Source organism: Nocardia sp. NPDC051052, assembly GCF_044456045.1.
GTDB lineage: Bacteria > Actinomycetota > Actinomycetes > Mycobacteriales > Mycobacteriaceae > Nocardia.
In genome coordinates this window covers 200,896-218,753 of sequence record NZ_JBITFL010000002.1, presented here as the reverse complement: position 1 = coordinate 218,753, position 17,858 = coordinate 200,896, and the positions used below count along the sequence as shown (strand labels likewise).

20 protein-coding genes and 1 pseudogene are annotated in these 17,858 nt (G+C 64.4%); 13 read left to right on the top strand and 8 right to left on the bottom strand.

The genetic code is table 11. The annotated features are described in order from the left end of the window. Positions 1–14: 14 nt before the first annotated feature. Complete coding sequence (locus tag ACIBCN_RS05960) at positions 15–497, top strand: MarR family winged helix-turn-helix transcriptional regulator (RefSeq protein ID WP_396990371.1); 483 nt, start codon at positions 15–17, stop codon at positions 495–497. Between the two features lie 330 nt (positions 498–827). On the opposite strand, the gene ACIBCN_RS05955 is transcribed toward ACIBCN_RS05960, so the two are convergent. Beyond that, positions 828–1,700: an alpha/beta fold hydrolase gene (locus ACIBCN_RS05955; protein WP_396990370.1), complete on the bottom strand. Its 873-nt coding sequence runs from the start codon at positions 1,698–1,700 to the stop codon at positions 828–830. Positions 1,701–1,799: 99 nt separating this feature from the next. Here ACIBCN_RS05955 and ACIBCN_RS05950 point away from each other — a divergent pair, with 99 nt between their 5' ends. Further along, a complete protein-coding gene (locus tag ACIBCN_RS05950; protein WP_396990369.1) occupies positions 1,800–2,216 on the top strand; it encodes a winged helix-turn-helix transcriptional regulator in 417 nt (138 codons plus the stop codon). Between the two features lie 6 nt (positions 2,217–2,222). Here the strand turns inward: ACIBCN_RS05950 and ACIBCN_RS05945 are convergent, their stop codons facing one another. Continuing rightward, positions 2,223–2,810 (bottom strand): TetR/AcrR family transcriptional regulator, encoded by a 588-nt coding sequence (locus ACIBCN_RS05945; RefSeq protein ID WP_396990368.1) that lies wholly within the window; start codon positions 2,808–2,810, stop codon positions 2,223–2,225. Between the two features lie 64 nt (positions 2,811–2,874). Between ACIBCN_RS05945 and ACIBCN_RS05940 the strand changes: the two genes are divergently transcribed. Continuing rightward, on the top strand, positions 2,875–3,366 hold the full coding sequence (locus ACIBCN_RS05940) for a hypothetical protein (RefSeq protein WP_396990367.1): 492 nt from the start codon (positions 2,875–2,877) through the stop codon (positions 3,364–3,366). 344 nt (positions 3,367–3,710) lie between these two features. On the opposite strand, the gene ACIBCN_RS05935 is transcribed toward ACIBCN_RS05940, so the two are convergent. Next, positions 3,711–4,022, bottom strand: coding sequence for an EthD family reductase (locus ACIBCN_RS05935; protein ID WP_396990366.1), 312 nt, complete (start codon positions 4,020–4,022; stop codon positions 3,711–3,713). A gap of 150 nt (positions 4,023–4,172) precedes the next feature. Here ACIBCN_RS05935 and ACIBCN_RS05930 point away from each other — a divergent pair, with 150 nt between their 5' ends. From ACIBCN_RS05930 to ACIBCN_RS05920, 3 genes are all read left to right on the top strand, one after another. After that, the gene (locus tag ACIBCN_RS05930) at positions 4,173–5,075 is read left to right on the top strand and encodes a LysR family transcriptional regulator (protein ID WP_396990365.1); all 903 of its coding nucleotides are present in this window, start codon (positions 4,173–4,175) and stop codon (positions 5,073–5,075) included. 389 nt (positions 5,076–5,464) lie between these two features. Continuing rightward, positions 5,465–5,896, top strand: coding sequence for a hypothetical protein (locus tag ACIBCN_RS05925; protein WP_396990364.1), 432 nt, complete (start codon positions 5,465–5,467; stop codon positions 5,894–5,896). 211 nt (positions 5,897–6,107) lie between these two features. After that, positions 6,108–6,911 (top strand): GNAT family N-acetyltransferase, encoded by an 804-nt coding sequence (locus ACIBCN_RS05920; RefSeq protein WP_396990363.1) that lies wholly within the window; start codon positions 6,108–6,110, stop codon positions 6,909–6,911. 103 nt (positions 6,912–7,014) lie between these two features. On the opposite strand, the gene ACIBCN_RS05915 is transcribed toward ACIBCN_RS05920, so the two are convergent. Further along, complete coding sequence (locus ACIBCN_RS05915) at positions 7,015–7,680, bottom strand: DUF6301 family protein (RefSeq protein WP_396990362.1); 666 nt, start codon at positions 7,678–7,680, stop codon at positions 7,015–7,017. Positions 7,681–7,727: 47 nt separating this feature from the next. Between ACIBCN_RS05915 and ACIBCN_RS05910 the strand changes: the two genes are divergently transcribed. Both ACIBCN_RS05910 and ACIBCN_RS05905 read left to right on the top strand, forming a co-directional pair. Then, positions 7,728–8,132, top strand: coding sequence for a hypothetical protein (locus tag ACIBCN_RS05910; RefSeq protein ID WP_396990361.1), 405 nt, complete (start codon positions 7,728–7,730; stop codon positions 8,130–8,132). 136 nt (positions 8,133–8,268) lie between these two features. Then, positions 8,269–8,580, top strand: a complete 312-nt coding sequence (locus ACIBCN_RS05905) for a hypothetical protein (protein ID WP_396990360.1) — start codon at positions 8,269–8,271, stop codon at positions 8,578–8,580. A gap of 196 nt (positions 8,581–8,776) precedes the next feature. Here ACIBCN_RS05905 and ACIBCN_RS05900 read toward each other — a convergent pair whose 3' ends face one another. Then, a complete protein-coding gene (locus tag ACIBCN_RS05900; RefSeq protein ID WP_396990359.1) occupies positions 8,777–9,625 on the bottom strand; it encodes a DUF427 domain-containing protein in 849 nt (282 codons plus the stop codon). Between the two features lie 309 nt (positions 9,626–9,934). Here ACIBCN_RS05900 and ACIBCN_RS05895 point away from each other — a divergent pair. Continuing rightward, a pseudogene (locus ACIBCN_RS05895) lies at positions 9,935–10,351 on the top strand (Clp protease N-terminal domain-containing protein); the annotation flags it as partial. A gap of 153 nt (positions 10,352–10,504) precedes the next feature. Beyond that, on the top strand, positions 10,505–11,308 hold the full coding sequence (locus ACIBCN_RS05890; RefSeq protein WP_396990358.1) for a dienelactone hydrolase family protein: 804 nt from the start codon (positions 10,505–10,507) through the stop codon (positions 11,306–11,308). A 48-nt stretch (positions 11,309–11,356) separates the two neighbouring features. Here the strand turns inward: ACIBCN_RS05890 and ACIBCN_RS05885 are convergent, their stop codons facing one another. Together ACIBCN_RS05885 and ACIBCN_RS05880 are read right to left on the bottom strand one after the other, a co-directional pair. After that, positions 11,357–11,821: an OsmC family protein gene (locus tag ACIBCN_RS05885; protein ID WP_396990357.1), complete on the bottom strand. Its 465-nt coding sequence runs from the start codon at positions 11,819–11,821 to the stop codon at positions 11,357–11,359. Next, positions 11,818–12,456: a GntR family transcriptional regulator gene (locus ACIBCN_RS05880; RefSeq protein ID WP_396990356.1), complete on the bottom strand. Its 639-nt coding sequence runs from the start codon at positions 12,454–12,456 to the stop codon at positions 11,818–11,820. The genes ACIBCN_RS05885 and ACIBCN_RS05880 overlap by 4 nt, the downstream gene beginning before the upstream one ends. A 174-nt stretch (positions 12,457–12,630) precedes the next feature. Here ACIBCN_RS05880 and ACIBCN_RS05875 point away from each other — a divergent pair, with 174 nt between their 5' ends. Beyond that, on the top strand, positions 12,631–13,047 hold the full coding sequence (locus tag ACIBCN_RS05875; RefSeq protein ID WP_396990355.1) for a hypothetical protein: 417 nt from the start codon (positions 12,631–12,633) through the stop codon (positions 13,045–13,047). 34 nt (positions 13,048–13,081) lie between these two features. On the opposite strand, the gene ACIBCN_RS05870 is transcribed toward ACIBCN_RS05875, so the two are convergent. Next, positions 13,082–13,750: a dioxygenase gene (locus tag ACIBCN_RS05870; protein ID WP_396990354.1), complete on the bottom strand. Its 669-nt coding sequence runs from the start codon at positions 13,748–13,750 to the stop codon at positions 13,082–13,084. A 1,069-nt stretch (positions 13,751–14,819) separates the two neighbouring features. Here ACIBCN_RS05870 and ACIBCN_RS05865 point away from each other — a divergent pair. Together ACIBCN_RS05865 and ACIBCN_RS05860 are read left to right on the top strand one after the other, a co-directional pair. Continuing rightward, positions 14,820–16,517: a fatty acyl-AMP ligase gene (locus tag ACIBCN_RS05865; protein WP_396990353.1), complete on the top strand. Its 1,698-nt coding sequence runs from the start codon at positions 14,820–14,822 to the stop codon at positions 16,515–16,517. Beyond that, complete coding sequence (locus tag ACIBCN_RS05860; protein WP_396990352.1) at positions 16,514–17,845, top strand: MupA/Atu3671 family FMN-dependent luciferase-like monooxygenase; 1,332 nt, start codon at positions 16,514–16,516, stop codon at positions 17,843–17,845. The genes ACIBCN_RS05865 and ACIBCN_RS05860 overlap by 4 nt, the downstream gene beginning before the upstream one ends. Positions 17,846–17,858 lie beyond the last annotated feature (13 nt).

Below are 17,858 nucleotides of genomic sequence, written 5' to 3'. Positions count from 1 at the left end.
AAGCCAGGAGCGAGATGGGTTCTGACACAACGCATAGCGGCTACCAGAGCGCGCTCACCACGCGTGAGAAAGAACTCTGGCGGGGATTCCTCCGTTTCAGCGGCAACGCAATCTCCGCCGTCGAGCGTGACCTGTTCGCGGCGACCGGACTCTCCGGCGCCGACTTTCAGATCCTTGCCCGCCTGCACGAATCCGAGGACCAGCGAATAGGCCAGAAACAACTCGGCGAGCTAGTCGGTTGGACCACAACGCGGCTGTCGCATCAACTCGCGAGAATGCAGACGCGAGGCTTCGTCGAGCGGGCCCCCGCCGGGCGCGGCCGCCTCATGACGGTCTGGCTCACCGAGACGGGACGCCGGACCTACGAATCGGTGCTGCCGGTGCATGCCAGTTCCGTTCGCACGCACTTCCTTCGGTACTTCGACGCGGACGGCCCCGGACTGCGCTTCCTATGCGACGACGAGGGTTTCGAGCTCGACATCGAGTCGCGGTCGTAGTCTCGACACACCCGCGGCGACGACCGGCATCGCCGCGGTGCCGCGACGCTGCCCGACTCGCTGCGTGCAGAGATCTGCGTCCTGGTGACCGCGCGCGTTCATGCCTGGCGCGACCCTGCGCTTATTTCAGGAGTCCGATCACGGGCGCGAAGGCTTCCACGTCCGGTTCCATCAAGCGGCGACAACCGACGAAATCGGTCAGCCGGTTGAATAACTCCGCCGACTGTCGGGGCGGAACAGCCGATTGGCGGAATGAGTCGGGATCCTCGGAGGGGCGTCTCCCCGAATGTCCAGAGGACGGCTGCAGGATGGGGCTCTGCGATTGCGTAATCAGGCGGGTCGGTCAGCGGCGAGGAAGGGCAGCAGCAGGCTGAGCAGTTCCCGGGGCCGGTCCAGCGGGATGATGTGGCCGCAATCCGGAATGAGGTGTCCGGTGAGGTTTTCGGCGAAAGGGCGTAGCTGGCGCTCCAGCGCGTCGCCGACCGGGTGGGCGCCGATCGCCAAGGTGGGGGTGGTGAGCCGGTCGGCCGCCACGGCGTGGTTGATCTGGCGAGCGCTGGTCGGCAGTGCGCGGTAATAGGCAAAGGCGCAGCGCAGGGCGTCATCTCCGGTGAAGGCGTCGATGAACGCGTCGTGGATATCAGCCCGGACGCCCCGGCCACGGGTGCCAGTGGTGAGAAACCAGTCGATGTACCGCGCCTCCTGGCCGATCAGAACCGTTTCGGCGAGGCCGGGGACGGCATGGAATCCGAACCACCACGGCGGACCTGCGGCGAGGAAGTCCTCGGCGCCGGGGAGTGTACCCAGCAGTGCTTCCATGACCACCAGTTGTCGAACCCGGTCGGGATGCCGCAGGGCGAGCAGCACCGCGACCGGGGTGCCTGCATCGATCGCGACCACGGCAGCGGTGGGTTCGCCGAGGGCATCGAGGATCCCGGCTATATCGGTGGCCAGCGTGCCTGCGTCGTAGCCGTCCGCCGCGCGGCTGGTGGCGCCGAATCCGCGTAGGTCCGGGGCGATGACGCGGTAGTGCGCGGACAACGGGCCGATGATCTCGCTCCACAGCCGCCAGGTGTGCGGAAAGCCGTGCAGCAGAACGACTGCGGGGCCGGTGCCGGTCACGGCGACATTGGCGCTGATGCCGTTGGTCTCGATCTGGCGCAGCTCGATCGACGGGGCATGTAGCGGCGGGGCGCAGTACATAAGATCTCCCTGGTCAGTTACCATTAGTTACCAGCAAACGGTAGGTAACTTAGGTTGTGCTGCCAAGACGGCACTTTGACTACAGGTGGTGAGGTCCAGGTGACTACTCGAGCGGCGCACGAGAAGGTTACGGTCCGCGGTGATCTGTTCGATCACCAATGCCCGACACGCCAGTTGCTGGACCGCCTCGGCACAAAGTGGACGTCGATGGCGGTCAAGGTCCTCGCACAGGCTGCCCCTGGTGAGGTACGGTTCGCCGAGCTGCGACGGCGAATGCCCGGTGTGTCCCAGAAGATGCTGTCGGTGACCCTGCACAACCTGGCCCGGGACGGTCTGGTCACCCGCCGAGTGGAGCCGACAGTGCCACCACGCGTGCACTACCGGCTCACCGAACTGGGCTTGTCCCTGGAGATTCCGCTGGCGGCATTGCGGACCTGGGCGGAGGACCACATGGCCGAGATCGACCGCGCCAACGCCGTCAACGACACCCGGGCCGACCTCGCCGCCAGCGAATAACGCTTGTCAGGATTGGCGTCGTGCAGGTCTCGGCGGCAGGAGACCCGTGGTGATTGCGACGATCCGGCTGCGCAGACGATCTGTGTCGACTGGAGTGTGCCCCTCGGTCAGTTCGCTGAGGAGCAGCCCTTCCAGTACCGCGATGATGAGTCCGGCCAAGTCGGGGTCGGCTAGTTCGCGAGCCGCCATCGTGTGAAAGCCGGCGGTGATGGCTGTGGCGGATTGTGCGGCCAGCTGACGGCTTGGTGTGTCGAGCATGAGCAGCAGCCGGGCGCGGCTGCGGCCGCGCGCCGGCCCGAGCCAGTGGGCGAGTAGGTCGGTGGTTCTGGTGACTATCTCATCGGCTGGCAGGTCCGTCAGTCGCTGACCCGCTAGCGCGGTCTCGATGTCGGCGGTTTCCAGCGCGCCGATGCGGTCGAGCACGGCCGATAGCAGAGCCTGGCGGGTTGGGAAGTGATAACTGCAGGTGCCGGAAGGGAGTCCGGCCGCGCTGTCGACTGCTCGATGGGTCAGGCCGCGAAGACCTTGATCCGCAATGACTTTGATCGCGCCGTCAGTCAATGACTCCTTGCGGCTGGGCTGTATCGCACTCACCGAACAGATGCTACATTTGTAGTAATTGCTACAAGTGTAGTGGCAGTAGAAGTTGGAGGTCTCCGTGTCAACGAATCGTGCTTACCGCATCGGCGCGTGGTGCTGGATAGCGACCGGCACCGTGCATACCGCCCTGGATGTCATCGTGGATCGTCTCCCAAAGTCGTTCGCGGAGAACGAAATTCAGGACGCGATGCGGTCGCACACGTTCGATCTTCCTGGACTGAAGCGCAGCTACAGTGACTTGCTCAACGGATTCAGTCTCGGCATCGGCCTCCTGCTGATCCTGGTCGGTGTGCTGTTTCTGTTGCTCGGCCGGGCCGCCGGGCAAGCCCGAGTCGCGGCGCTGACCGGGCTGGTCGGCTCGGTGGTACTGCTGATAAACGCGGCGGCACTACTTCCGCTTCCGCCGATCATCATGTTCTCGGTCGCGAGCGTCGCTTTCGGGGTGGCACTCTGGGCGCCTGGCCGAAATCGCGCCTTACCAACCAAACGAGGTGTGTGCCTGAACGAACCGCGCGGAACTGTTCTCGGGGTCGAGGGAGTCAACGGATAGTGGTCAGGCCTATTGATCCAGTCGCCGTTTGATCGGGTCGGGTCGATCACCGCGCAGCCCGCATCGGACGGCGACTAGTTCGTGCGGCTGGCCGACTGTCCAAGCGTCGCACCACAGTTCGTGCGGGGCCACGCGCGGACGGCGGCGACGGTGGCGTCGGCCATGGCGGGGCCGACGGACTTCGTGGCAGCGTAGTTTCGAGTCCCCCGAAGAGCGGTCCGGATGGCGAATGTTATTGCTGCCCAGACGGTTACGCGCAGCCGTGACCGACGTTGTCCATCGACGTTGGACACGGAGTTTCGCGTGGGCTGTCTTTGACGCTCGACGAAGCGTGCCGTCCTGCCTCAGTCGGTGCCGTCTTGCACCGGATAGTCGATGACGACCACACCGCCGGTGGCGTAGTTGACGACATCGGCGGACAGCCGCTGGCCTTGCGGCGACGACTGCGCCGCGGCCAGGGCGGCGGCGTCGGCGAAGTCGGCTTCGAAGACCGCGAAATACGGCGCTTCTCCCTTGGCTGCCGCCACGTCGAAGCTGTAGCGGTACGCAAGCAGGCCGGGCCATTTCCTGACCAGTGGCAGGTGGTTGGTCACGTAGTAGTCGCGGAAGTGGTCAGGGTCGGCGGGCTTGGGATACAGGACTAGCAACTTGTGCATGATTGCCTCCCGGCGGGTGTGAGTGCGGTGTCCAGTGCCGCGGTCGGTTGAATCGTCATATGCGCAGGTTAGGGCTTGATGTGTGGTCTAGGGAAAGACCGGGACGGGATAGACTCAGAACGGATCGTTATCAATCGGCAGGGAGGGCATGTGGCGCCGGATACGGTGAGTCTTCGGTACTTTCTGGTGCTGGCGCAGGAGCTGAACTTCACCCGCGCGGCCGCACGGATCGGTATCGCGCAGCCCGCGCTCAGTGCCCGGATGCGCCGGTTGGAGGCCGAACTCGGTACGAGCCTGCTGGTTCGTGACACGCGTAGCGTCGTATTGACCACGGCCGGTGTGGCTTTGGCGGAGTCCGCGCCGCCCGCGCTGGCGGCGCTGGACCGGGCATGGGACACCGCCCGGAATGCGGGGGCCGGTGAACTGGGTACGCTGCGCATCGGATACAGCCTCAGCGCGGGGGCCGAGACGGCACCGGCCCTGGTGGACAGGCTCATTCGCAACAGCCCGGGACTCGAGGTCGGCGCGGTCCCGATGGCGACACCGGAGATCTCTGCCGCGGTCGCCGACGGCCGCATCGATGCGGGGATCACCCGCGGTGAACAGCCGGGTCGTGGCGTGCGCCGGTTCCTGCTGCGGCGTTTGCGCGTCGGGGTCCAATTGGCACAGCATCACCCGCTGGCCGAACATTCGGAGATCGAGATCGCCGATGCGGCCGCGTATCCGCTGCGACTGCCCGACCGGACGGCCAACCCCGTGATCCACGATCAGCTGACCGCACTGTTCCGCGACACCCGACTGAACCCCCGATTCCATACGCCCCCGGTCTCTTTCGACATGTCGCAGCGCGACCTACGCGACGGGCTCACCCTCGCCCCGGCCGGTGAAGCCGCGGTCACCACACAACCGGCAGGTCTCACGTGGCGACCGCTGCGAGGCGCACCTCCCTTGACGATCCACCTGGTCCTCCCGCGCGTGCAGTCACCACTACACCGCCGCGTCCGCATCGTCGCCAAAACCCTGGCCCACGAGCTGCACTGGCTGCCGGACTGACGCGCAGCAGGTCACGCGAGACGGACGTCGGTCGCCCAGCACCGCGACTGTGTGAGTTGGTGGTGACTGCACCAGTAGAAGTACAGGCGCAGTTCGGAGTTGGTGTGGACTCCTGCGAATGACGTTGCGTCTCAACGGCAAAAGCGGACTCCACCATGCGATAGAGGTGGAGGCCCCTCCGTGATTCTCGAGGGTCGTAGACCTCAAAGTCGCAGTGGCGTCAGCCGACGCGGAGGTGTGCTGAGTTCAGTTGTGTGCGTTGATGATTGCGAGCCAGTCGAGGTAGCCTTGCTCGATAATTCCCACAGTTCCCCAGTCGGTGTGAAACCCCGAAGTTTGCACTCGCCCTGCTAAGTTGGGCCGGTATCATCTGGCTTGGGGAGGAACAAATGAATCGCCTTACCGTTGGCCACCCTGTCGCGCGTGTTGGAGCCGGTTTGTTGGCGCTCGCCGGTGCAGTTTTTACTGCCGGACTCATCTTGGCTACCAATGCGATAGCGGTGCCCGGGGATACCCCGCACCACCTCCAGATGACGATCACGGGCCCTAATGTGGTAGGGCAAGCGGACACCATCACCTTGACGGGCGATTGCGTTGGCTATCCACCGGCCGAACGCATCGGTGTCCGGATCGATGGACAGGATTACGCTTCGTTTGCCACCAATAGTTGTGACTTTGGCGAGTGGGGACAAACCGGCTGGACACCGCTCAGCCCGGGCGACCACACGCTCATGGCTTACATCACGATCAGCGGCGAGTTGGTTGACTCTCTGTCAGAAACCGTGACGATCGGCACCGCGGTGCCGCCTACCATACATTGACCGCACAGCCGTTGCCATCGTTTGACGGCGGCGAACGCACTCGCATACCGCTGAGCGCGCGCTCGGTGTGGGAGATCGTTTGTGGCTCAGGACATCTCACAATACCGATCATGTGTTGATTTCGCCGTCGGCGTCGGTCACCGACCTACGGCTTTCTTGGTTTCTGGGCCGAGATCCGCGTCGGTTCGACAGCATCGAATATGGTTCGCGCATGTTTCCCATGTGGCGAATCACGTATGTCGGCGCGGCCCTTCAGCAAGGGCACTGGCGTGCCGCCGTTCGCGGGCTGGCGAGTTGGATCGCGAAGGTCGGGGCTCCGGCGGTGGTTGTCGGGGTCGTGATGACGGTCGTGTGGACGGTCGTATCGGGCTCCGCCGCAAGGGGACTCGTTATCGCCTTCTGGGTGGTGCTCGTGGTAGGCGTCGTGCTTGTCGCGGGCGGGCTCTGGATGTGGCGAGTCAGTGGGCTCGTCGACAAGGACATCAGGGCGCGTTATGACGTGCTGCGAGAGGTCGAGTCTGCACGGCTGCTGCTACGCCCGCCGGCACCGCAGGACGCGGTCGCGCTCGCCGCCGCGATCGATGCGGAGATGCTCGCCGGCAACGGGTGGACGGAACGCAATGCTCGGGTAATGGTGAAGGCCGTCAGGTCTGGGCACCCGACTCCTGGGCTTCTCGTGTTCGAGGCGTGGTCGGACGGGGCACTGGTCGGTGGCGCGACCGTGCACCCGAGTGGTAGCGATGCATCGTCGCGAACTCTCGGGTGGTGGATCGGACCACGGCACCGGCGCGCCGGCTACGCGAGCGAAGCGGTGGCCGCGCTGGTCGAGGCGATCCACGACGCCGGTTTCGCTACCGTCGAGATCGGTACGACCGAGTCGAATCTCGCGGTGCAGCGCATCTGTGACAGGATCGGGGCGACGGAAAAAGATCGGCGAGCGCAGCCGTTGCCGAACGGATCGGTCGTCCCGGGAATCTGGTACGAGCACCGGCAGGTCACTGCGGACAAGCCTTGACCCGGCCGAGTTCTCGGGGCCCTGGAAAAAGCGGCTGCTTCCGCCCGGAACTGCTCGGCAATTTCGGACACCGATCAAAGGGTCGTGTCGTCGCTCGTGGCGGTCACCAGTCACCCGCGTCGTGTTTCGCCTCGGCGTCGGCGGTTGCCTGGTATTCCCAGCTGACGAGATGCAGGCGAATGTCTCCCAGGCCGACTTCGAGCCTGATCCAGACGCGGTAGCGGTCCCAAAGCAGGGTCCCGGTCGCACCTGGTTCGCATCGGGTCGGCGGGCCCAGAGCTTCGATCAAACGATCACCGAACGCTGCGAACGTCGCGACAAGGGCCTTCTGACGTCGCTCCCACGGCAGTGACTTATCGAGCTGGTCGGTGACGGGCAGCCGAATGTCATCGAACATTCGCTTCACGAATCCGACTGTCGCTGACTGCGATTGGATGCCGAGATCGGTACGCAGGTCATCTCGGCATTTGGTGGCCCCCGTGATCGACCACCCAGCGGCGTCGCAGAAACGCTGCAGGTCTTTGTCGATGTACCACGTCCAGTCGAACCCGGCAGCCAGCAGGGCGATTCGCACGGCGCCGTCATAGTCGGCCGGCGGCAACAACTGGTTCTGCGAGCTGCCACGCTGCCCCGCCGACGGCAACTCGGCGTCGCCGGTGAATGCCTCCTCGGTCTGCTGATCCACACGATCCGCTTCCGGACCCCGCTCCTTCCGCTCCGGCCCCAGCCGAAATGCTTCCGCCCCAACCGGATTCTCGAGATCACTCACGGCCGCAGCCTATCCCGCCCGATCCAACTACTAGCCCGTCTCGAATATTGGCGGTCAAGGCTCGTGCGCAACGCCGGCGCGCAAGAGAAATCGAGCTGAAGCCGATCGACCCGGACATGCTTACCGAACGCGAATATCTCCGACAGTTCGCGGCGCGCCCCGGCATGTTCATCGGCTTCACAAGTGTTCGTGGCGTGACGTGTTTCCTCGACGGTTACGACTACGCCGCGCGTCGGTCGGGCGGTCCAGGACTGGACGGCTTTCGCGACTGGCTTCTCGCCAATCACCTTCGCCGCCAGAGCAGCTTCACTTGGCCTGGTCTGATCAAGCAGATCGCGCTGCCCAAGTGGGACTTCGTCACAGATCTCAGTCTCGAACAGGAAATCCGTATCCTCGAGGTGCTGTTCGACCTGCTGGATCGATTCCTTGCAGAACGTGAAACCGTCGACTGAACATCCGCTCAGACCGCCGTGCGTGCGTTCGATCGAGAACAAGCCGTGGCCCACAGTTGATCTCGCGAACGTCCGCTTCTTCTGCCGATGAGCGTGCGCCCGTACCATTGCTACGTGGCCTAGGAGGAGGAAGCTGTTGGATCTCACGGATCGGCTGGCAGCAGTCACGACGCTTTTCGAGGCCCACAACAAGGCGCCGTTCCCGAGTCGGTGGCGAGGTGCCGACGTGGCAGGCTTCGACATGGTGATGCTTGATGCAGACCCAGCCGGTTGTGTCTCCGTCTGGCTGAAGCAACAAGGTCTCCTGGATGACTGGAGATGGAACCTCCTCGCCGAATGCGAACAGCGACTCATTCGGGTTATCCCCGAGCTGGACGCCTACGGTCGCGAGTACTACCAAAGACTTCTGGACCTGACGGTATTGATGCTGGAGACAGACAGCCCATAGCAGCAGCACTGGTAGACCTCGCCATCGCCTCGCGACAGGACCCAATCGCAGTAAGTCAAAATACCCGCCCATAGCCCCGCCGAGCGTGCGTTCGATCGAGAACAAGCCGTGGCCCACAGTTGATCTCGCGAACGTCCGTTTCTGCTGAATACCGCGCAAGCGTGACAGGGGGCTGCGGAATTCTTGTCGACGGATTTCACTCCGACACCGTGGGTGCTTCGACGTCCGCCCGTGACGGCGATGCGACGGAACTGGCCGACGGTTTCGCCGGGCGCGAGAGATCGGGCGATGTCCAACCGAACGGTGTATGCGGGCGTTCCTGGAGTTCGCCGTCGAGATAGATATCGACCCTCTCGTTGTAGAACGAGACCAGCCCGGCGATCTTCTGGCTTTCCGGGAGTGGGGTGCGGTAGCCCCAGGCGATCTCCCGGTGCTCGTTGTCGCCGATGCGCACGGACCAGTAGTCGGCGGTGCCCTTGTACGGGGACGAGCTGTGCGTGTCGGTTGGGGTGAGCAGGTCCATCCGGACATCGGTGGGTGGTAGGTAGTACCGCACGAGGCGCCCGGTTTCGAAGAGGATGTGCGGGGTGTGCGAATCGGCGACTGTGACCCCGTCGATTTCCATCCGCACGTGCCGGGAGCTGGTGAGGATATCGACGCGCGTGTACGGATCGCGCGGGCGAACGTAGATCGGCTCGTTCTCCTCGAACCATTCGTCCATCATGTCGAATCGCAGCCGGACGAGGTCGTTCAGTTCGGGCAGCTGTGAATCGAGGTAGCGCGCCGCCGCGCCTGCCGCGACGGTGCCGTCCACCACGACGTCGTACAAGGTCGCCTCGCCGCGGCTGAGGCAGTATGTGGTCTCACCGTTCGGTTCCAGTTTCGTGCGCAGGTCGGCGACCGGCAGATAGTAGATCGGATAGTGCGGGGTCTGCCAAACCAGCACCGGCCGGGTCGAATCGGCCACTAGGTGCCCGCCGAGGTAGACCCGTACCCGCTTCTGACTCGTCTCGACTCTGACGCGCCTGCGTTTTGGTTCGGTCATACCACCCGAGGGTACGCCGCGGCCATTGATTCCTATTGGCGGGCAACCGTTTTCAAGGCTGAGTTCGCCCAGCTGCCACGCTATTAATGGATATATGTTCTAGGTCGTTGCGCATTGGGCTGCGGGGCCCGCAACGCCGAGCTCCCGAGCTAGCATCAGTCGACTTGCCGCGCTGGATGGTTCGATGCCATTCAAGTCCATCAACGACGAGGCGCGGTCGGTGAGGAGTTGGATCGGCGATCAGTGGGACCGTCTAGGGCGGGACCGTGGCCGGTAAGCGAGGGCCTTGACGGGGTCGATCGGAGAGGGATGTTCGATAGATTCACCGACAACGCAAGGCGTGTCGTCGCCTGGGCTCAGAAAGAGGCTCGGATGCTCAACTACGACTACGTCGGTACCGAGCACATCCTGCTGGGGCTGATCGATGAAGAGGAGGGTGCTGCGGCCAAGTCACTGGAGTCGCTCGGCCTTTCGCTGAAAGACGTGCACAGCCAGGTGAGATGGATCATCGGGCAGGGTCAGCAAGCGCCGCCGGGTGATATCCCGTTCACACCCCGAGCCAAAAAGGTCTTGGAGTTGAGCCCGCGCGAGGCACAGTACCTCGGTCACGACTACATCGGGACCGAGCATATTCTGCTCGGACTCCTCCGCGAAGGTGAGAGCATTGCCGCGCAGGTGCTGGTGAAACTGGGAGTCGATCACAACCGCATGCGCGAGCAGGTCATCTAACTGCTGTCCGGGTAAGCGAACCAGGACTCGGTGTTCAATCCGGTCGGGTGGAGACAGGTGGCCGTGGTCACGGGGAGGGTGCCGAGGGCTAGCCTGGATCGTCCGGGGGCACGCCTCGGATACCTGTTGCTGCTTGTTCGGGGAGCCCCCGTGTCGAATCTTCTACCGGTTTCTGCTCGTTGGACGCGCCTGCCCGATGGGCTGGATGTGTATGCGGCCGTGCCGGCGGCGGGGGCGCCTGCGGCGACCGTGGTGGTCGGCATGGAACTGTTCGGTGTCACGGCCTGGGTGCGGAAGGTATGCGATCGTCTTGCGGCGTGCGGCTACGCGGCGATTGCCCCAGATTTCTACTGGCGTACGGCCCGCCGCGCCGACCTCGGCTATGACGACGCCGGACGCAAGGAAGGCTTCCGACTGCTGGGTCACCTGACGCGTGACGGAGTCACTGCCGATACCGAAGCGGCGTTTGCCGCGGGTAAAGAATTGGGGGCCGGGCACGCTCGCGCGTTCACCGGGTTCTCGCTCGGCGGCCACTTGGGCGTCCTCGCCGCCACCCGCTTGCCGCTCGACACCGTCATCAGCTGCTACGGCGGTTGGACCCTGGACGGTGGCATCCCACTGGCCGACCCCGAACCGCCCCTGACGCCCGCGGGCGCCGCGGCTCTTGCCGAGCACGGCACGCTGCTGGTCGGCCTCGTTGGCGGACAGGACTTCTTGATCTCCCCGGACGAGTGGCAGCGCTTGAGCAAGCGCCTCCAGCAAGGGGGAGTGCGGCATGAACTGACCGTCTACCCGCAGGCAGAGCACGGCTTCCTGTGCGAAGACCGCCCGGCGAGCTACGACGCGAGCGCGTCCGATGACGCCTGGCAGCGGATTCTCGAGGTCCTGGCGCAACTGCCAGGGGCAGGCTCGGTTGCCGGTCGGCAAGAGCCCGCATCCCCATCCGCACACTGAGCTCTGCGCACGTCGAAGTCCCGCGCCCAATAAGAAGATTCGCGATAGTCAGCGCACCACTGGCTCGTGACGGACCGGAAAGTTGACCGAGTTGGCGATGAAACACAACTTGTGCGCCTGCTCATGCAACGCCATCGCCTGGTCGCGCATACCCGGGTCGGCGACCGCCACCTCCGGCCGCAGCACCACCTCGGTGAAGCGGCCGCCGCCGCCGAGGTCCTCCCGCATCACGCCACTGGCCGAGTCGGCGTAGTCGGTGACCAGCACATCCGCGCGGGAGCACAGGGCGAGATAGGTGAGCATGTGGCACTGCGACAGCGCGGCGACCAGCAGCTCCTCGGGATTCCACCGGTCCGCGGTGCCCAGGAAAGCCTGGTCGGCAGTGGCCTTCACCGGATCCTTACCGTCGGCGAGGATGTCGTGATCGCGGCGGTAATCGCGGTAGCCGGAGGTGCCGGTTCCCGCGTTCCCGGTCCACCGTACCGTCACCTGGTAACCGTGTTCCTTGCTCAACTGGTCGCTCCCTGCTCGAGTTCGGCCACGACGGACATCGTGGCCAGGACGTGGTCACGGGCATGCGCGGCAGCCGCGTTCGGCTCGCCCGCGGTGATCGCGGCAATGAGGTGGCGGTGCTGATCGTCCACGCGCGCGGGTCGCGGCGGCGCGTTCAGCGATGTCCGAGTGGACACGATGATCCGATCCCAGACCCGGTCCAGGACCTCCAGCGCCATCGGGATATCGGCGAGTTCGGCGATCAGCCGATGGAAGGCTCGATTGTGCTCGACACCGGCGGCGAGATCGCCCTCGCGGGTTGCCGAGTCAGCCAGATCGGCGCGCTCGGTGAGCTTGCGCAGCGCCGCCGGCGAGAGCTCACCCGCCTGCTGGCGCTGTGCGGCCAGCTCCGCGGTGAGCGCCTCCAGGCTGGCCCGCATCAGGTACGCGTCACGCAGCGCCTTGCCATCCAGGTCGACCACCGTGACACCTCGGCGCGCGGCACGCACCAAACCGTCACTTTCCAAGCGCCGCAACGCTTCCCGCACTGGCGTGCGGCTGACACCGAGCCGATCGCACAACTCCTGCTCGCCGACCGCCTGCCCCGCTGGAATCACCCCGAGCACGATCAGCTCACGTATGTCCTCGTAAACCACACCACGTCCTTCGCATCCGTTGTATACAAAGGATACTGTAGCAGCCGAGGCGAGACGATGGCGTCCGCCAACGGCAGCCCGCTTCGCCGTTAGTGGACCGATAGATCGTGATGAGTGTGGGGCGGCAACCTTTGTGGCGTACCACCTTTCACTGCATCGAGAAACGGGAACACCATGACTGCCAGTCTCACCACCTTCCGCAAAGTGGCCTTCGCCATGGCGACGATCGCTGCGGCGTTCTTCGCCGTCTCCGCGGGCGCGGGCGTCGCCGGTGCCAGCGGGGTCTACACCGAGATCAAGTTCGCGCCGAATACCGACCACGGCACCGTGACCGGCTACATCAATCGCGGCTACACCGACGTCTGGGTACTCGACGCGCGCGCCGGTCAGCAGATGACCACCGACCTCATCTCGCATTACACCTCCGCGTCCGGCACCGCCCGCTTCGTCATCGCGGCGCCCGACGGTCAGGTGATCTGCCGGGACAACACCTGGAGCCAGCTCCGGCTCCCGCAGACGGGCAGGTACCACGTGACGCTCACCTCGCCGCAGGACGACGCCTCCTACACGATGAACGTCGAAATCATCTGAGGCCCTTGTGGTTCGACCACGGTCCGCGCCCTCGTCAGCGGAAGTTCAGGATGAAGTCGAACGTCCCTTCCTTCCCTGTGGGAACGGCGCGGACCGTCATCAGCAACCGACGGTCGAAGATGGAATCGGTGTTGTTGCGCGGCTCACCGGGAAAATACAGCTGAGTGGTGAGCACCCGCTGGTTGGGTGCCTGCACCTTGACATGGATATGCCGGGTACGACCCGGGTACAGACCCGGCACGATGGTCGACAGGCTGAATCGGCCACTCGCATCGGTGTACTGATGTCCACGCCAGTTGAAGCCCGAATTGTCATAGGCGCCAGCATCATCGGCCTGCCAGAAGTCGAGCAACGCCTTGTCCACCGGTCGGCAGGAACGAGAGAACACGTAGCCGCTGACCATCAGCCGAGTGCCCGGGGCGCCGGGGATCACCAGATCGCTGCGCAGCGGCGAGTCCGGCTTGAAGTAGGGGCCTTCGGTCTGCGGGACGGTGGCTGCGTCCCCGTCGTGGCAGGCGGGGGTCGGCTGCAGATCGTCCGGCAGCGCCCGCGGGCCTTCGCCGGGGTTACCACTGCTGGTCGCGGCACCGGCGGTCAGAGCCGCGGCGGCGGGCACCGCCAGTAAACCGAGTTGCAGCAAGCGTTTTCGGGTAATCGCCTGGGGGAGTTCGGCGTCATTATCCGGAGCGGGATGGGTGGTCATGATCGTGATCTCCTCGTGGGAAACAGGGTGCGCCGGGGTGTGCGGGGTTCGCATCCGGCGTTAGCGCCGTGTGCCGGTGGGCAGCGGACGGCGTGGTAGATGACTTCGCCGCAGACGTGCGCCGACGCTCGTCGCCGCGCGGGGCTGTGTCAAACACAGTGTCAGCGAAGACATTTCGAGCTCTGAAGTAACAAAGACGATAGGCCGCGCGCGGTGGCTGGGCAAGGGGCCGAGCCCTCGCGTCCGGTAGGTGCGTTGCTCCGACGCCGGTAGGTAGGCGGGATACCTTGTGCCATAAGGAAACTGGCGCGGCACGCAGGCTGGCGCCGGTGGCTCCCCAGTCGTCGGGTAGAGCCGAGTAGCCCGCTGAGGCCGATCCTTTGGGGAATCAGTCATGCGGTTCGATGCGAAATTTGATATGCCTGATGATATTACTCACTGGACATCACGAAGTCCGAAATCCATTGGAACATCGCGAATTGTGAAATATCCGCGCTAATTTATTCTCTCCATCGCCTACAAAATTGCGTCGACCTCTCGGCAACGATCGGATAACAGCGGCCACGACACGCCCTCGGGTAACGGGACTATGGCGCCGACATGTGCTTCGCGACCGAGTTGGCGATTCTCACTGCAGCAGCGGCCGCCCACCGCGGCTTTCCGGGGTCGGCATAATCCTCGACCCATCCGCGACACTCGCGGCGACGAACTAGGAGGAACACTCGACCACTGCCGTTGCGCCTCACTGGGAAAGGAGCACAGTGACACGCGTCAATTCGATACGTCCAACTGTCCCACCGTGCCGCTGACGCAACGTTTTCCGAGACTTTCAAGACAACTGACCAGTGCCAGAAGCAGTCGCTTGGTGATGAAGATGCGTACCCTCGCGCCGAAGTTCTGATGTCCGAGTCCCGCTACGGCGTGGGAACTTCGAGCGGCGCTCGGTCGATCGGATCTGTGCGAGGATGTGCTGCGCGCGGAGCGTGTCCGCACCCGCAAGGGTGTTTTCCGCAGGCCTGAATGTCGTTCGTCCGGTGTGGCTAGAGCTGACTTGGGAGGTCGAAGGTCGATGAGTTACGAACACATATCGGAGCGTCCGTCGACTCTGGCGGACATCTTGGTGCGTCGCGCTGTCGAACAACCCACCCGAGTCGGCTACACCTTTCTGGACGGTCGCGGTAATCGCGAAGTCGAGGATTACGCACTTCTACTGGACCGGGTGATCGGCTTGGCGACCCGGTTGCGGGAAGTCAGTGCGCCGGGCGATCGAATCCTGCTGCTCTGCCCGCCGAGCCTCGACATGGTGCACGCGTTTTTCGCCTGCCTGCTGATCCGGCGCGTCGCCGTGCCGCTGTATGTGCCGACCTCGCAACGACATTCCGAGACCGTGGCGGCGATCGCGCGCGACAGTGGCGCCGTTGCCGTCATCGCGCCGCAGTCGGCCGCGTCGGTGGCTCGTGACCTGCTCGGTTGGCCCGACGAGAAGATCATCGACAGCGCGGCCGCCGCGGGCAATAGCTCCCAGCAACTGCTCGACACGCCGCCACCCTCGGCAGACGACGTAACCCACCTGCAGTACACCTCGGGTTCCACCGGCAGCCCGAAGGGTGTGGTGGTACGCCACCGCAACCTCATGCACAACCTCGAGTGCCAACGGCGCGCCTTCGGGCACACCGAGGCGAGCTCGGCCGTGCACTGGCTGCCGCCGTCGCACGACATGGGCATGATTCTGGGCATTCTTTCGCCACTCTTCGCCGGGTACCCCGTGACGCTCATGCCGCCGCTGACGTTTCTGCGTAATCCGCTCATCTGGTTGAACGAGATAGCGGAAAACACGAATACCACTGCGGGCGGGCCGAATCTGGCCTATGGAATCTGCGCCGAGCGAGTATCGCCTACCGAGGCCGAGCAGCTGGATCTGTCGCAGTGGGACGTCGCCTTCGTCGGAGCCGAACCGGTCAATCCGATCGTGCTGCGAAAGTTCGCCGATAAATTCGCCGTGAGCGGATTTCGCAGGCAGAGTTTCTTCCCCGGCTACGGCCTCGCCGAGGCGACGTTGTATGTGAGCGGCGGACCGGTCGACTCGGGGCTGCGCACGTGTTCGTTCGCGGGCGACGAACTGGAAAAGGGTGTCGTCGTGGAAAAGCCGAACGGTCGAGAACTGGTCGATCTGGGGCCGGTAGGGGCGGGCACCGTGGCGCTGATCGATCCCGAGACACGTCGACGTTCGCAGACCGGGCGGGTCGGCGAAATCTGGCTGCGCGGCGAGAGTGTCACTTCGGGCTACTGGAACAAACCCGAGGAGAGCGAGCAATCATTCTCGGCAGAGATCGCCGATGAGGGCGGAACATCTTATCTGCGTACCGGCGATCTCGGATTCATGGTCGACGAGCATCTCTTTGTCTGCGGACGGCTCAAAGAGGTCATGATCATCAACGGGCGAAACTTGTTCCCGCAGGATATCGAATGGAGTATCGAATCCACGCATCCGAGACTGCGCCGTGGTGGCTGCGCCGCGTTGTCGACCGAGATAAACGGCGAAGAGCGGCTGATCGTCGTGCAAGAGCTCGATGACGACATCGCGGACGACGGTGTCGCCGCCCTGGAGGCGTCGATCAGGTCCGCGGTCAGTCGCGACCACGCCGTAGCGCTGCATCGAGTGATCTTCGTGGACAAGGGCAAGGTGCTGAAGACGACCAGCGGCAAGATCCGTCGATCGCACCTACGTCACTTGTACGCCAACGAGTCCGAATCGAGGGCCATATGAGTGAGCGCAGCGATACCGCGACGTTTTTCCTGGAGTGGGCGAGGCAGCGCCTCGGCCTCGAATTCGTCGACCCTCGGACACCGCTCACCGCGCTGGGCTTGGATTCGGTCAAGGCCGCCGAGCTGTTGACGATCCTCGAGGATCGATTCGGCATCGAGATGTCCGCCGAAGACATCTACGCCGACCTGTGCGTCGCCGATTTGGTCGACGAGGTTGCCAGACACCGTGATCCGAGCGCCGGTGTCGTCAACGCGCCGAGCAGCTCGATCGCGCGATCCTGCCCGATCGGCTCGGGTGTCGAGTTCGGCCTGTTCTTCTTCGCCAGCGACGCACAGCGTTCCGGTGCGCAGCGCTACCGGCTGTTGTTCGACAGCGCCCGCTTCGCCGATACGCACGGTTTCACCTCGATCTGGTTGCCGGAACGGCATTTCCACAAGTTCGGCGGTCTGTACCCGAATCCCGCTGTCCTCGGCGCGGCACTGGCGGCGATCACCGAGCGGGTGCGGATCAGAGCGGGCAGTGTGGTGCTGCCGCTGCACAACCCGGTGCGGGTCGCCGAGGACTGGTCGGTGGTCGACAATCTGTCGGACGGCCGGGTCGATGTCGCGTTCGCCACCGGCTGGAACCCCGACGATTTCGTACTGGCGCAACACAATTACCGCACCAGGGTCGACGTCACACGCGCCGGTATGCGCAGCGTTCAACAGCTGTGGCGCGGCGAGTCGGTCGCGTTGCCGAACGGCGTGGGCGAATCGCGATCGGTGCGTATCTTTCCCACCCCGATCCAGCCGGACCTCGCGGCCTGGGTGACCTGTAGCGGGGGAGTAGAGCGCTTCGAGATGGCGGGCGAGCTCGGTGCGAATGTGTTGACCGCCTTGCTCTTTCAGAGCGTCGACGAACTGGCGGATAAGATCACCGCCTATCGCAAGGCGCGAGCCAGACACGGCCACGAGGCCGATGGCGGCAAGGTCACGGTCATGCTGCACACCTTCGTCGGCGGCGACGACGCCGCGGTGCGGCAGGCGGTGCAGGGACCGTTCAGGAGTTACCTCGCCGATTCCGTCGATCTGTGGCGCCGTGGTGCGGAGGCGCTCGACGCCTTGGACGACAGGTCACGAAACAAGGTGCTGGACTTCGCCTTCGAGCGCTACTACCGAACCAACGGCCTGTTCGGCACCCCCGATTCGGCGCTGCCGATGGTCGAAAGCCTGCATCGAGCTGGCGCGAACGAGATCGCCTGCCTCATCGACTTCGGCGTCGCCGAGTCGACCGTGCTCGACGGTCTCGCGTCGCTGGCCACCCTCGCGAACAAAGCACGTTCTCTTTGAGCTTCGGATCTTC